Source organism: Bradyrhizobium sp. Gha, from assembly GCF_900113735.1.
Taxonomy (GTDB): domain Bacteria; phylum Pseudomonadota; class Alphaproteobacteria; order Rhizobiales; family Xanthobacteraceae; genus Bradyrhizobium.
Map to the genome: position 1 here is coordinate 1 of NZ_FOQM01000043.1, position 12,161 is coordinate 12,161.

The window sequence follows — 12,161 nt, forward strand, 5'->3', positions numbered from 1 at the left end:
TTATCTTCCGGGCGAGCCACTGTGAACCGGCGCAGGATTCCATGCCAACTATGCTTGGTTGTGCGCGAGCAAAAAACTGAAGAAGCGTCTCCCGTCGAAGGCGAACTTTCTGAACAGGTGTGCCGTCGCAGCTTAGGCCAACGACGTGGAACAGGTTCTTGCCAATGTCGATTCCATAGACAGCCGCAGGTCGCGGCAAATTGCGATGGGCCATTATACTCTCCTCTTTTGATCTGACCTTCCTATAATGAGGCAGGAGGACGGGGCGGACCATCCCATTAGTGGTGACGCCCGCAGGGAAGCGGAAAGCTGTCGCCCATCTCGTGGACGCCCACGAAGGCCGATATGGCCAAAGAGGCTGAGCGTCTTCTGGATGGCTCGGGTTGGTTGCCGGAGCCGCTCCGTCTCGTCGCTCCCGATGCGGCGCCAGTGGAGCAGGAGGGCGAGGCGGGCCGTCTGCCCGAATTCCTCGCCGATGAGGAGGATCCCGAAAACGGCAGCGACGAAGATCCGCAACGGCTCGACGCGGCTGAGTGACATCATGGAGCGGGATGGACGGCCGTCCCGCAGTAGCTGGGGACCGGTCTGCAGCGCCGGTCCCCATTTTTATGCCTGAGATCTGAGAGGGAGAGCCGGGCCGGGAAGGGTTTGAGCCGTCGGGGTCAAAGGAGAGTGCCTGATGGTTCGACCTGTTCCTGCTCTCCGAAAGAATCCTGCCATGACCGAATCTCTCGTCGGTGGCGCTGCCGCCGCGCCGCTCTCGATGCGTGCCGCTGCAAGTCTCACCTCCGCGGCCGTCAGGGCCGCGCGACAGCTGCTGATCGAACTCGAACGCGGTCGTCGCATCGATGCCGCTGCCCTGCGTTGCGCCATGGAGGGAGCCTTCGATGCCTCCGAGGCGGCCGGCGCCTGGAACTGGAAGACCGCCTATGACGTCTGCGAGGCGGCTACCGTTCTGTTTCTTCGCAAGTTCGGACCGGCCATGCGGGCCAGGGCTGGCTCGACGGCCGCCATGCTGCCGATGCTGGCGAAAATCGCGAACTGTCTGCCGACCCACACGCGGCGTTCCGAAGACAGTCAGGCACTTCAGCAATTCTCGACGCCGATCCCGCTCGGGCTGGCAGCGTGTACCGCGGCCGGCATTATGCCGGCCGATCACGTTCTGGAGCCTTCCGCGGGGACCGGCTTGCTCGCCGTCTTTGCAGAGCTCGCCGGCGGCGCCTTGGTGTTGAATGAGTTGGCCGGGGCCCGGGCGGGGTTGCTCGAGCATCTATTCGCGGGCGTTAACGTCACGCGGTTCGATGCTGCTCAGATCGATGACCACCTGGACGTGAGTGTTGCGCCGAGTGTCGTTCTGATGAACCCGCCGTTCTCCGCATTGGCGAATGTCGATCGACGGATGACGGATGCGGCTCTCCGTCACATCACTTCAGCGCTCGCGCGTCTCTGCGACGGTGGGCGCCTCGTCGCCATCGCTGGTGCAAGCTTCGCGCCGGATAACCCGACATGGCGAGATGCCTTTGTTCGCATCCAGGAACGCGGGCGCGTGGTGTTTTCCGCCGCCGTCGATGGCGCCGTTTACGCCAAGCACGGTACTCAGACGGACACAAGGCTGCTTGTGATCGACAAGGTGCCCGCTGCCGATCCGACGGCTTTTCCTGCCTCGCCAGGCATGGCGGCCGATGTCGCTACCTTGCTAGGCTGGGTGAATCTGCATGTGCCTCCAAGGCTGCCCGTCGCCACGCCATCGGAGATCGTTGTTGTCGGGCGGCCAACGATGTCGCGATCGGTCAGCGCCGTTGCACCACGCATATCGTCCACTTCGAGAGACGCCGCGCCAGTAAGCGCAGAACTGATCTATGAGACGGTCGAATGGTCCGCGCCGGAAGGCGCCCGGCTCACCGATGCTCTTTATGAGGAATACGGACTACAGTCGATCCGCATTCCCGGATCGTGCGCACATCCGACCAAGCTCGTGCAGTCTGCCGCGATGGCGTCCGTTGCGCCACCGAAGCCATTCTATCGTCCGCACCTGCCGGCCAATGTGATGGCCGACGGAGTTCTGTCGGATGCCCAGCTGGAGAGTGTCATCTATGCCGGCGAGGCGCATTCCGAATTCCTGGCAGGCTCCTGGACGGTCGACACGACCTTTGATGTTGTGGCCGCTGCGCGCGACGACGCAGAGAATGCCGTCCGCTTTCGCCGCGGCTGGTTTTTGGGCGATGGCACCGGGGCGGGCAAGGGGCGGCAAGTCGCCGGGATTCTGCTCGACAATTGGCTCAAGGGCCGTCGTCGTGCGGTCTGGATCAGCAAGTCCGACAAGCTGATCGAGGACGCGCAGCGCGATTGGTCCGCGCTCGGCATGGAGCGCCTGCTCGTTACGCCCTTGTCTCGGTTTCGCCAGGGCGCGCCGATCCGGCTTGCGGAAGGCGTCCTTTTTACCACCTACGCCACGCTACGGACCGACGAGCGCGGCGAGAAGCTTTCGCGTGTCAGGCAAATCGTCGAATGGTTGGGCTCCGACTTCGACGGAGTGATCGTCTTCGATGAGAGCCACGCCATGCAGAATGCGGTCGGGGGCAAGGGCGAGCGGGGTGACCAGGCGGCCTCTCAGCAGGGGCGCGCTGGCCTTAGGCTCCAGCACGCCTTGCCAAATGCCCGCGTGGTGTATGTGTCGGCGACAGGCGCCACCACAGTTCATAACCTCGCTTATGCCCAACGCCTCGGCCTTTGGGGCGGCGCCGACTTTCCATTCGGCACCCGTGCTGAGTTCGTCGAAGCGATCGAGGAAGGCGGGGTCGCGGCGATGGAGGTGCTGGCGCGCGACCTCAAGGCGCTCGGTCTCTACGCCGCTCGCTCGCTCTCTTACGAGGGCGTCGCGTACGATCTCGTCGATCACCAGCTGACGCCGGAGCAGGTTCGCATCTACGACGCCTATGCCGGTGCGTTCAGCGTCATCCATAATAACCTCGATGCGGCGATGCGAGCCGCCAACATAACCGGCGCAACGGGAACGCTGAACGGGCAAGCCAAGTCTGCGGCACGCTCCGCTTTCGAAAGCGCGAAGCAGCGCTTCTTCGGCCACCTCCTGACTTCGATGAAGACCCCGTCGCTGGTCCGATCGATCGAGCGCGACCTTGATGCTGGCCACGCCGCTGTCATCCAGATCGTGTCGACGGGCGAAGCGCTGATGGAGCGCCGGCTCGCCGAGATCCCGACTGAAGAGTGGGGCGACGTCCAGGTCGACATCACGCCGCGCGAGTATGTCCTCGACTATCTCGCCCACTCCTTTCCGGTCCAGCTCTACGAGCCCTTCACCGACCCGGAGGGCAACCTCTGCTCCCGGCCTGCCTATCGCGACGGCCAGCCGGTCGAGAGCGGGGAAGCCGTCGCACGACGCGACCGTCTCATCGAGAAGCTTGCATCACTACCGCCGGTACCGGGCGCGCTGGATCAGGTGGTGCAGCGTTTTGGCACCGACATGGTCGCGGAAGTAACCGGTCGCTCGCGACGCATCGTTCGCAAGGGCGACCGGCTAGTGGTTGAAAATCGCGCGGGCTCGGCGAACCTCGCGGAGACCTCGGCCTTCATGGATGACGTCAAGCGCATTCTCGTTTTCTCCGACGCCGGCGGCACGGGGAGGAGCTACCATGCCGAACTGTCGGCCCGGAATCGCCGCTTGCGGGTCCACTACCTGCTCGAGCCCGGCTGGAAGGCCGACGCCGCAATCCAAGGTCTTGGCCGGACCAACCGGACCAACCAGGCGCAGCCACCGCTGTTCCGCCCCATCGCGACCGACGTGAAGGCCGAAAAGCGCTTTCTCAGCACCATTGCGCGCCGGCTCGATACGCTGGGTGCCATTACGCGAGGCCAGCGCCAGACCGGAGGGCAGGGCCTGTTCCGGCCCGAGGACAATCTCGAAAGCCAGTACGGACGTGATGCGTTGCGCCAGCTCTACACGCTGCTCGCGCGAGGCAAGGTCGACGGCTGCTCGCTCGAACGGTTCGAGGATGCGACCGGTCTGAAGCTCATGGATGCCAATGGGCTCAGGGATGACCTGCCGCCGATCACGACCTTTCTGAACAGGCTATTGGCGCTCTCCATTGACCTGCAGAATGTGCTGTTTACCGCCTTCGAGCAGCTCTTGACCGCTCGGATCGAAGGCGCGGTTGCATCCGGCACCTACGACGTCGGACTGGAAACCCTCCGTGCCGAAAGCTTTGTCGTCGCCGACCGGCGGACGATCTACGTCCATCCCGGCACTGGCGCCGAGACCCGGCTGCTCACGATCTGCCAGCGTCAGCGCAATCATCCTGTGGGTCTGGATGACGCTCTTGCTCGTCTTTCCGATCGTCAGGCCGTCCTGCTCGTCAATGAGCGCTCGGGACGAGCCGCCGTGCAGGTCCCCGCGGCGAGCGTCATGCTCGACGACGGCGAGATCGAGCGGCGCGTCCGCCTGATCCGCCCGATGGATCAGCACATGGTCCCCTTGACCATCATGGCCGAAAGTCATTGGGACGAAGCGGATCGTGAACGCTTCGGCGCGACCTGGCTGGCGGAACTTGCTGAGATCCCAGAGTTCACGGAAAGCACGATCCACGTCGTGGCGGGCCTGCTGCTACCGATCTGGAAGCGGCTGCCGAACGAATCGACCCGCGTCTATCGGCTTCAGACCGATGCGGGCGAGCGCATCATCGGCCGGAAGGTTTCGGCCGCGTGGGTCGCAAGCGTCCTTGCGACGGACGCGCCTTCGCTGACGCCAGACGCTGCCTTTGCCGCGCTGATGGAGGGACAAACCGTCCTCGATCTCGCGGAGGGGCTCCAGCTTCGCCGTGTCCGGGTAATGGGCGCATACCGCATCGAGCTGTCAGGTTTCAATGACACGATGCGCGATCGCCTCCGTGCTTACGGCCTCTTTGGGGAGATCATCTCCTGGAAGCTGCGCATGTTCGTACCCACGGACGCGAGCGGTGTGGAGGTCCTGTCGAAAGTGCTCGACACGTATCCGGTAGCGCGCATCGGCGAGCGGGAGGCCGCCTGATGTCCCGCGATGCATCCGAACTGGCACGACGCCTCGCGCGCGAGGCCGAGGCGGTGTGCCGACACTATCTCTCTCACGGCAAGCGCGCGGGGCGATACTGGGTGGTCGGCGACGTCCACAACACCCCGGGGCGCTCGTTGTTTGTACGGCTCCAGGAATCGCCGAAGGGACCCGCTGGGAAATGGTCCGATGCCGCGACCGGGGAACATGGCGATCTCCTCGACATCATCCGCGAAAGCCTTGCCTTGCGAGACTTCCGCGAAGCCGCCGAGGAGGCGAGGCGCTTTCTGAAGCTGCCTCGTTCTGAGGAGCAATCACTCCCGAGAACCGTTCGTCCAGTCGTGCCGGCCGGATCGCAAGAAGCCGCCCGTCGACTTTTCGCGATGTCCGGCCCGATCGAAGGGACGTTGGTTGAAACGTATTTGCAACGTCGTGGAATAAGCGAAATCCACCATGGTGGTAGCCTGCGCTTCCACCCACGTTGCTACTACCGACCGGACGAGCATTTGCCGACTGAAACCTGGCCGGCGATGATAAGCTCTGTCACGGACCTCGAGGGACGGATCACCGGCGTGCATCGCACCTGGCTAGATCCACACGGCTTTGATCGCGTGCGGCTCGGCAAGGCCCCGATCGACACGCCACGGCGGGCCATGGGCGATTTGCTCGGTAACGCCGTTCGTTTCGGCCTGGTCGATGACGTGCTCGCTGCCGGCGAGGGGATCGAGACCATGCTGTCACTGCGTTACGCACTGCCGGCCCTGCCCATGGCCGCCGCGCTTTCGGCTAACCACCTCGCAGCCATGTTGCTGCCGTCTGGCCTACGCCGACTCTATATCGCCCGCGATGAAGATGCTGCCGGAGATGCCGCACAGGCTATTCTCACCCAGCGCGCGGAAGCCGCCGGCATTGAAGCGATCGCATTGTCGCCCCGGCTGGGCGATTTCAACGAAAATCTGCACATCTTCGCCCTCGAGGCCCTCCGAGGAGCGTTGCTACTTCAACTCGTACCGGAGGACGTCGTCCGTTTCCTGCATTCGTCGATGGCAACCGCGGAATAGCCCCGGAAATTCGATAACCGTCGACAGGTCGGTCGCGGTGCGGCCACTGCCGGAAGAGGACGCGACCACGGCCTTCTAGAGGGCGATCGGACGGCAAGCGGCTCGAGCGGCAATGGCTGCGTCCGGCTATTTTCCGCCGCGCGCCGGCGACGAGAAGACACATTAGCCATCTGGCGAGCGCGCTTTGCATCGCGAAGCAAAATAGCCGGCCTCCGCCATCCTCCGCTGCGCTTCGGCCCTCCGCTTCCGCCTACGCCCGCTGGGCTTCGGCGGACAAGCTGCTTCGGGTTCTGGCCCGTTCCGCCCGCCGTCTGAGTGATCGCCACGAAGGCCGCGATGGTCGCGGCCGATCCGGCAAAGGATCGCCTCCATGACCGACCAGGATGACATCGAACCGCCGCACGCCGCATCTGCGACCGAACACGTTCTTACCGAATTGCAGCTCTTCGGTTACCGCCCCTTCGACGACGAGCCCGATCCGCGCCCGCTTCCTGAGGGCAGGATCATCACCGGTGCCGTCGCCGACATCTTCGATGCCCTGGTCGCCACGTTGAGCGACACGCGGCTCGAGCCGGACCTGGACGATCTGCTCTGGTCGACCGTCAACCTGTTCCATCGTGCCGTCGACCGCGTCGGTCGCCAGCTCGACGACAACGAACGGGCGCAGCAGAAGAGTCAGCGCGAGCAGGACGGCTCCGAAGTTCGATCCGTCGAACTCGAACGCATCACGGCGGAAGGCATCACGTTGATTGAGCGCCGCAACTGCCTGGAGCTCTTCCGTGATCAGGCCATAGAGCGATTCGAGACTCACACCGGCTCATTCTGGCGCCCCCGATCAGGATCGCTGGTGAACCACCGCACCCTGAGCGCGGCGATGATCGACTCCCGCGACTTCATCGCAGCCAAGCGCCGTGCCGAGACCGAAATCATGCTGCCGTCAGGGCCGAAGATTGCGCTCACCGGAGGGCTTGACTTCATTGATCATCGCCTGATCTGGGATCGCCTCGACAAGGTTCACGCCAAGCATCCCGACATGGTCCTGCTCCACGGCGGCTCCCCGAAGGGAGCCGAACTGATCGCCTCCAAATGGGCAACCACCCGCAAGGTGCCTCAGATCGCTTTCAAGCCCGACTGGACGAAACATGCCAAGGCAGCGCCGTTCAAGCGCAACGACGCCATGCTTGAACTCCTGCCGATCGGCGTCCTGCACTTCCCGGGCACTGGAATCCAGGACAACCTCGCCGACAAAGCGAAGCGGCTCGGCATCCCGGTCTGGAGGTTCGGCGGCGCGTGAGCGCCGTCTGCTTGACTGAGTCTTCGAGGCGAAATTGCTCACGCCGCAACTCTGCCTCCTTTTCGGTTTCATATCCAGAGTTGCGCCGTGGTGGTGGTGGAAGGTGCGACTGGTACATCTATGCACATGGAGCCACCACCATGCCCGCTCTTGGGCTTGTTCTCAACGCGCTCGGCATTGGCTTGTTCTGCTGGGCGATCTTTGCGCTCGCCGTGTATGCCCTGCCGTTTTTTGTCGCACTCAGTATCGGAATGACTGCATTTCAGAGCGGCGCCGGTCTCATTGGCGCGCTGCTTATCGCAATGGCCGGCGCTGCGCTGACGCTCGTCCTCGGCCAGGTCGCCGTCGCGGTTATTCGGTCGTTAGCCTTGCGTATCGCTATCGCGACAGCATTTGCTGTTCCCGCCGCGGTCGCCGGCTATCATGTGGTGTTCGCCGTGTCTCAGATCGGGGTGCCTTCGCTGGCTTGGCGTGAGATCTTCGCTTGCCTGGGCGCGGTTTGCATTGGCGTCACGTCATGGACGCGCTTGATGGTTTCGGCGGAGACCCGCCCGTTCGAGCCGGGTGGGGTGCTGGGGAACCCGTCCTAGCCCAGTTCTACGGCCGCATGGTGCGAGGGATGATCGTTTCCCGCCTTCATCGTCGTACAGGTGCGCGTAGATCTGGGCGGTGAACGGGGATGATCGAAACATGAGCGCGGGAGAGGCAGTCTCCTCGGAACGCGTCGATCAAGCTGCCGGCATTCGGTCAAGCCCACGCAGCCGCGGCAGAGCGATGTTACCTCGTTCGGTTCCTGGGAGACAATGCCGCCCTTTGCAGGAGATTGTTTCTCTTTCCGCGCTGAATCGTTCCGACCTCTTGTTCATCAAAACTGAGATAGCGACGCTTCTCCAGAGATTGTGGTTCAGCACGCGGAAGCACGTGGCCTCGTTGATGGCTTGATCTGGCCGAAGACCGGCTTCGCCTCGATCGTCTGAGCCGCAACGCCGTTGATGCGACTTTCTTCCCCTGGGCTTCGCCCATTCCTCGCGAGACAAGAAAGTCGCCACAACGACGTCCTCCGCTGCGCTCCGGCCCGAGCGGGTGCGTCGCCGATCGTCCTCGGCCCTAGATCGCCATCGAGGCCGCGGTGGTCGCGGGCTCGAAAACACAACAGGAGAAGTGACATGGCTAACATTGGTTCTTTCAAGAAAGTCGGCAATGATTTCCAGGGCGAGATCGTCACCCTGAGCCTGCAAGCCAAGGGCGTCCGTATCGTCGCCGAGACCAACCGCTCCAATGACAACGCTCCAAGCCACCGCATCTATGTGGGTCGCGCGGAGATTGGCGCAGCCTGGTCGAAGCGTTCCGAAGAGGGCCGCGACTACCTCTCGCTCAAGCTCGACGATCCCTCGTTCAACGCTCCGATCTACGCGAACCTGTTCGATGACGAGGGCGGTGAAGGGTACACCCTGCTCTGGTCGCGGGCGCGCAAGACCGGCGAGTAGGGCTCCAAGCCCCGTCCGGTCCGCCGGGCGGGGCTTCTCATCCTTCCAGGCGTCAGTGAGCGCAAACCGGCCGCTGGATCGAACGGCTCGAGATCAATCACTCGGCCTGCCCCCGAGTCCTTTTCTTAGTGCTTGTGGGCGGGCCAGTGAGCAGGTGGCGCCTCGACACCTAGGCTGCGCGCGAGTGATCGACAACGTCGATACCCGCCGCATACACGCTTCGCTCGAGTGCACTGATATAAGTGCGGTCAATCTCAGCACGATGAGCCAATTCCTCCTGTGACAGACCACGGGCCTGCCGGAGCTTCCGCAAATTGATTGCAAGTATCTCGCGTATATCCATGCGAAGAGGGCATGTTCTTGAAGAGTATTTCACCACGGAGTATTCTCGACAAAACGCGATCCGGACGGCTCCCGCGAAGATTTTGTCGCTTCTGCTCCTTGCTGCCCGCGTGTTAGAAATTGTCTAAACTAAGGCGTGGACTCTTATGAGGAAGCCGCCGCTCAACCCAGACGTCGCCGACGCTGCTCCTGCAGATCAAGTTCTCACTGACTGCGATGGGCAGCATGTGGTGACGTACATGCGTCTTCTTCAGGCCGATAGCGAAGGGGCTGACTGGATGGAAGTCGCTCGAATCGTGCTGCATATCGATCCGGTGCGGGAGCCGGACCGTGCGCGAAATGCATATCAGAGTCGTCTCGCGCGCGCCAAATAGGTGATTGAGCAGGGCCACCTACTACGCGGCACCGGCTCCAAATAGAAGAAAATCGGCGGGCTGCGATTTGCAGGCCGAAATATTTTCTTTTGCTAATCGGTAATCATTCCGGTGCACCACGTGGTGCCAAACTAGGGGCTTCCTACAACCACCTCGTTCATGCCTATTGCTTCGCAATCGTTGTTAGCAGTGTGCAATGTGGCGGAAGCAATGCCTGAATTCGACTGGGTCGCCGGAATCCTACCAGAGCCTACAAGACGCGGAAGTCACCGACATCGCCTGGGAATGTCTCCGCCGCAACGCCGACTATCGGCGTGAGTACGAGGTGATGAGGGCGCCTGAGGTTCTAGCGGCGGTCGTTCCGGTCAACGTCGCAATGGCCGACGACGGCAGCGCGCTGTCTCAGCCACTGCTTGGTCTTACGGCTGGCCAGGTGCGCCGTGCTGTTGACGGCTGGCATGCCGTGCTGCGCATCGGTTCAACGGACCACCGTGTCTGGTCCAAAGAGCCGCCGGTGCTCGGCGCGTCATATGCAGCCGACTTGCTGTTTGATGGCGATTTCGACCCGCCTGCGTATGCAGCCCGCCGGCTGTGGCGTGCGATGAATGGACGCGCGCCAAGTCCTTCCTTTCACTTCTAAACAGCGGCGCGAACTCCTGAGCGCCGCGATCCGCGCGCTCGATGCGCATAGCGCCGGCGGCGTTTATCGTCATCGCCGAAGCGCTGTTCGGCAAAAAGCGCATCCCCGATCGTGCCTGGAAGACGCATGATCTGCGCAATCAAACAATCCGCTTGGTGCAAGGCGGCCTCGCGTTGATGCGCGGTGGTTACCGCAAACTCCTGCATCCCGGGCGCAAGGACGAGTAGCGCAGCCCCGGAGGGTGCCGAAAATCGCTCCTCCATATTCGGCATCCCCGTCCGAGAACCTGCTCCTCCATGATGACCGCACACACGTCGGCCTAGCCAGGCGTCGTGCGCTGTCCTCTTGGAGTTCTCAAATGCCCGATCCGATGGCCGGTCTTCCCCCGCGGTTCCTGCGTACACCTGAGGCCGCGCGCTATCTTGGTCTGTCAGGCCGTACGCTGGAGAAGCACCGCACGTACGGCACCGGACCCACCTATCGGAAGATCGGCGGACGTGTTGTCTACGCCGTCGATGACCTGAAAGCGTGGGCCGATCTCGGCGCCAAAACGTCAACTTCAGATCCCGGTAAGGGCACTGTGCTGCCGGCCAAGAAGCATCCCGCGCTGCGCCCGTATGCAGGCCAGGAACGTCGCTGATCGCCGTGCGAGAGCAGTGACCATGCGGCGCAAACACCATTCCGAGCGCGAGCAGCTTGAGCTCTTTCGGGCTTTGCCCGGCGATCTCGCGCCCCGCGACGCGCAGGGTCTGATGGCATATCCGTTCTTCTCGCTTGCAAAGACCAAGCGGATCGTGCCCATCGATTTTCGTGCCGGTGCGATCGCAATTCGTGTCGAAGCCGTGCCGGAACACGGCATGGCGACCATTTGGGATGCGGACGTTCTGATTTGGGCCGCTTCTCAGATCGTCGAAGCCCGTGATGCGGGCTTCAAGACGTCGCGCCTGATGGCAGCAACACCTTACGAGATTTTGACCTTCGTGGGCCGCGGCACCAGCGCACGTGACTATGACCGCCTGAAGGCTGGTCTTGACAGACTTCAGTCAACGACAGTGCTGACGTCGATCCGCCAGCTCGCAGAACGGCGGCGGCACCGCTTCTCCTGGATCAACGAGTGGAAGGAGACAGCCGATGCAAGCGGCCGGCCTTTTGGCATCGAGCTGATCCTGGCTGATTGGTTCTATGCCGGCGTCATCGATGACGCGCTCGTGCTGACGATCGATCGCGCCTATTTCGGGCTGACGGGCGGACTTGAGCGGTGGCTTTATCGCCTCGTGCGCAAGCATGGCGGCCACCAGCATAGCGGCTGGAGCTTTGACCTTGTGCATCTCCATGCCAAGTCCGGCATCCTCTCGCCGCTCAAGCACTTTGCTTACGACGTACGTCAAATCGTCCAGCGCCAGACATTGCCCGGCTATCAGCTCGTGCTCACGCGCGATCCCGATGGCACCGAGCGGCTGAACTTCGCACCTGCTCCTGATCCCCTAACGGCCCGCTTGCGCCGCCGCGGCCTTATTCCGAATTCGGAGGACAACCTGTGAATCAGCTCGTGCTATCGGGGACCGCAACCCTCGTGCTATCGGGGACCCGATCCTCGTGCTATCGGGGACCGGAATCGAACTTAAGAGCTTGTTTCTGCGCGCGTTCCAGCCGCTCTAACTTTACTAACATACTGACTCTAACTTCTTGTTGTGAATCAGTGCGTTGTGAGCAAGTCGGCTGCGCGTGCAACGAGGATGCCTCATGCATCCACTCTCTCACGCGCAAAGCCTCTCCGCAATACGATTGTTGTCGCCAATGCACGCGCGTCAACGCGATCACGCGCAAGTCTGCGCGATCACCGACGTCAACATCATCGCCTGGTGCGCGTCACGTCCTTTTGCAGCCACTCGCTCGGCGAGGAGAACTCGCTAACATCCGTG

11 protein-coding genes and 2 pseudogenes are annotated in these 12,161 nt (G+C 62.7%); 11 read left to right on the forward strand and 2 right to left on the reverse strand.

Features of this window, described 5'->3' with window-relative positions:
- A pseudogene (locus BM222_RS41715) lies at positions 1 to 214 on the reverse strand (IS110 family transposase); the annotation flags it as partial.
- Positions 215 to 345: 131 nt separating this feature from the next.
- Between BM222_RS41715 and BM222_RS33535 the strand changes: the two are divergent.
- From BM222_RS33535 to BM222_RS33560, 6 genes are all read left to right on the forward strand, one after another.
- Entirely contained in the window at positions 346 to 537 is a 192-nt protein-coding gene (locus BM222_RS33535; protein WP_244547357.1) for a hypothetical protein, read from the forward strand.
- A 181-nt stretch (positions 538 to 718) separates the two neighbouring features.
- A complete protein-coding gene (locus tag BM222_RS33540) occupies positions 719 to 5,041 on the forward strand; it encodes a strawberry notch-like NTP hydrolase domain-containing protein (protein ID WP_092238288.1) in 4,323 nt (1,440 codons plus the stop codon).
- Positions 5,041 to 6,102 (forward strand): DUF7146 domain-containing protein, encoded by a 1,062-nt coding sequence (locus BM222_RS33545; protein ID WP_092238291.1) that lies wholly within the window; start codon positions 5,041 to 5,043, stop codon positions 6,100 to 6,102. The genes BM222_RS33540 and BM222_RS33545 overlap by 1 nt, the downstream gene beginning before the upstream one ends.
- A 370-nt stretch (positions 6,103 to 6,472) precedes the next feature.
- Entirely contained in the window at positions 6,473 to 7,396 is a 924-nt protein-coding gene (locus tag BM222_RS33550; protein ID WP_092238294.1) for a DUF2493 domain-containing protein, read from the forward strand.
- A 140-nt stretch (positions 7,397 to 7,536) separates the two neighbouring features.
- Positions 7,537 to 7,986: a hypothetical protein gene (locus BM222_RS33555; protein WP_092238297.1), complete on the forward strand. Its 450-nt coding sequence runs from the start codon at positions 7,537 to 7,539 to the stop codon at positions 7,984 to 7,986.
- Positions 7,987 to 8,562: 576 nt separating this feature from the next.
- Positions 8,563 to 8,883 (forward strand): DUF736 domain-containing protein, encoded by a 321-nt coding sequence (locus BM222_RS33560; protein WP_092238300.1) that lies wholly within the window; start codon positions 8,563 to 8,565, stop codon positions 8,881 to 8,883.
- A 125-nt stretch (positions 8,884 to 9,008) separates the two neighbouring features.
- Here the strand turns inward: BM222_RS33560 and BM222_RS33565 are convergent.
- Positions 9,009 to 9,226, reverse strand: a pseudogene (locus BM222_RS33565) (helix-turn-helix domain-containing protein).
- 145 nt (positions 9,227 to 9,371) lie between these two features.
- Between BM222_RS33565 and BM222_RS42470 the strand changes: the two are divergent.
- The 5 genes from BM222_RS42470 (at position 9,372) to BM222_RS33585 (ending at position 11,780) form a co-directional block, all read left to right on the forward strand.
- Positions 9,372 to 9,599, forward strand: a complete 228-nt coding sequence (locus tag BM222_RS42470; RefSeq protein WP_092238305.1) for a DUF2285 domain-containing protein — start codon at positions 9,372 to 9,374, stop codon at positions 9,597 to 9,599.
- A gap of 196 nt (positions 9,600 to 9,795) precedes the next feature.
- The gene (locus BM222_RS42475; protein WP_244547358.1) at positions 9,796 to 10,239 is read left to right on the forward strand and encodes a transcriptional regulator domain-containing protein; all 444 of its coding nucleotides are present in this window, start codon (positions 9,796 to 9,798) and stop codon (positions 10,237 to 10,239) included.
- Between the two features lie 41 nt (positions 10,240 to 10,280).
- Positions 10,281 to 10,466, forward strand: coding sequence for a DUF2285 domain-containing protein (locus BM222_RS42480; protein ID WP_244547359.1), 186 nt, complete (start codon positions 10,281 to 10,283; stop codon positions 10,464 to 10,466).
- Between the two features lie 131 nt (positions 10,467 to 10,597).
- The gene (locus BM222_RS33580) at positions 10,598 to 10,879 is read left to right on the forward strand and encodes a helix-turn-helix transcriptional regulator (protein WP_036006809.1); all 282 of its coding nucleotides are present in this window, start codon (positions 10,598 to 10,600) and stop codon (positions 10,877 to 10,879) included.
- A gap of 22 nt (positions 10,880 to 10,901) precedes the next feature.
- Positions 10,902 to 11,780, forward strand: a complete 879-nt coding sequence (locus tag BM222_RS33585) for a replication initiator protein A (protein WP_092238308.1) — start codon at positions 10,902 to 10,904, stop codon at positions 11,778 to 11,780.
- The last annotated feature ends 381 nt before the right edge of the window (positions 11,781 to 12,161 follow it).

What these genes read in the sequence shown, in the direction of transcription:
- BM222_RS33535 (WP_244547357.1), top strand. Translation starts at nt 346, where the DNA reads ATGGCCAAAGAGGCTGAGCGTCTTCTGGATGGCTCGGGTTGGTTGCCG.
- BM222_RS33540 (WP_092238288.1), top strand. Translation starts at nt 719, where the DNA reads ATGACCGAATCTCTCGTCGGTGGCGCTGCCGCCGCGCCGCTCTCGATG.
- BM222_RS33545 (WP_092238291.1), top strand. Translation starts at nt 5,041, where the DNA reads ATGTCCCGCGATGCATCCGAACTGGCACGACGCCTCGCGCGCGAGGCC.
- BM222_RS33550 (WP_092238294.1), top strand. Translation starts at nt 6,473, where the DNA reads ATGACCGACCAGGATGACATCGAACCGCCGCACGCCGCATCTGCGACC.
- BM222_RS33555 (WP_092238297.1), top strand. Translation starts at nt 7,537, where the DNA reads ATGCCCGCTCTTGGGCTTGTTCTCAACGCGCTCGGCATTGGCTTGTTC.
- BM222_RS33560 (WP_092238300.1), top strand. Translation starts at nt 8,563, where the DNA reads ATGGCTAACATTGGTTCTTTCAAGAAAGTCGGCAATGATTTCCAGGGC.
- BM222_RS42470 (WP_092238305.1), top strand. Translation starts at nt 9,372, where the DNA reads ATGAGGAAGCCGCCGCTCAACCCAGACGTCGCCGACGCTGCTCCTGCA.
- BM222_RS42475 (WP_244547358.1), top strand. Translation starts at nt 9,796, where the DNA reads ATGTGGCGGAAGCAATGCCTGAATTCGACTGGGTCGCCGGAATCCTAC.
- BM222_RS42480 (WP_244547359.1), top strand. Translation starts at nt 10,281, where the DNA reads ATGCGCATAGCGCCGGCGGCGTTTATCGTCATCGCCGAAGCGCTGTTC.
- BM222_RS33580 (WP_036006809.1), top strand. Translation starts at nt 10,598, where the DNA reads ATGCCCGATCCGATGGCCGGTCTTCCCCCGCGGTTCCTGCGTACACCT.
- BM222_RS33585 (WP_092238308.1), top strand. Translation starts at nt 10,902, where the DNA reads ATGCGGCGCAAACACCATTCCGAGCGCGAGCAGCTTGAGCTCTTTCGG.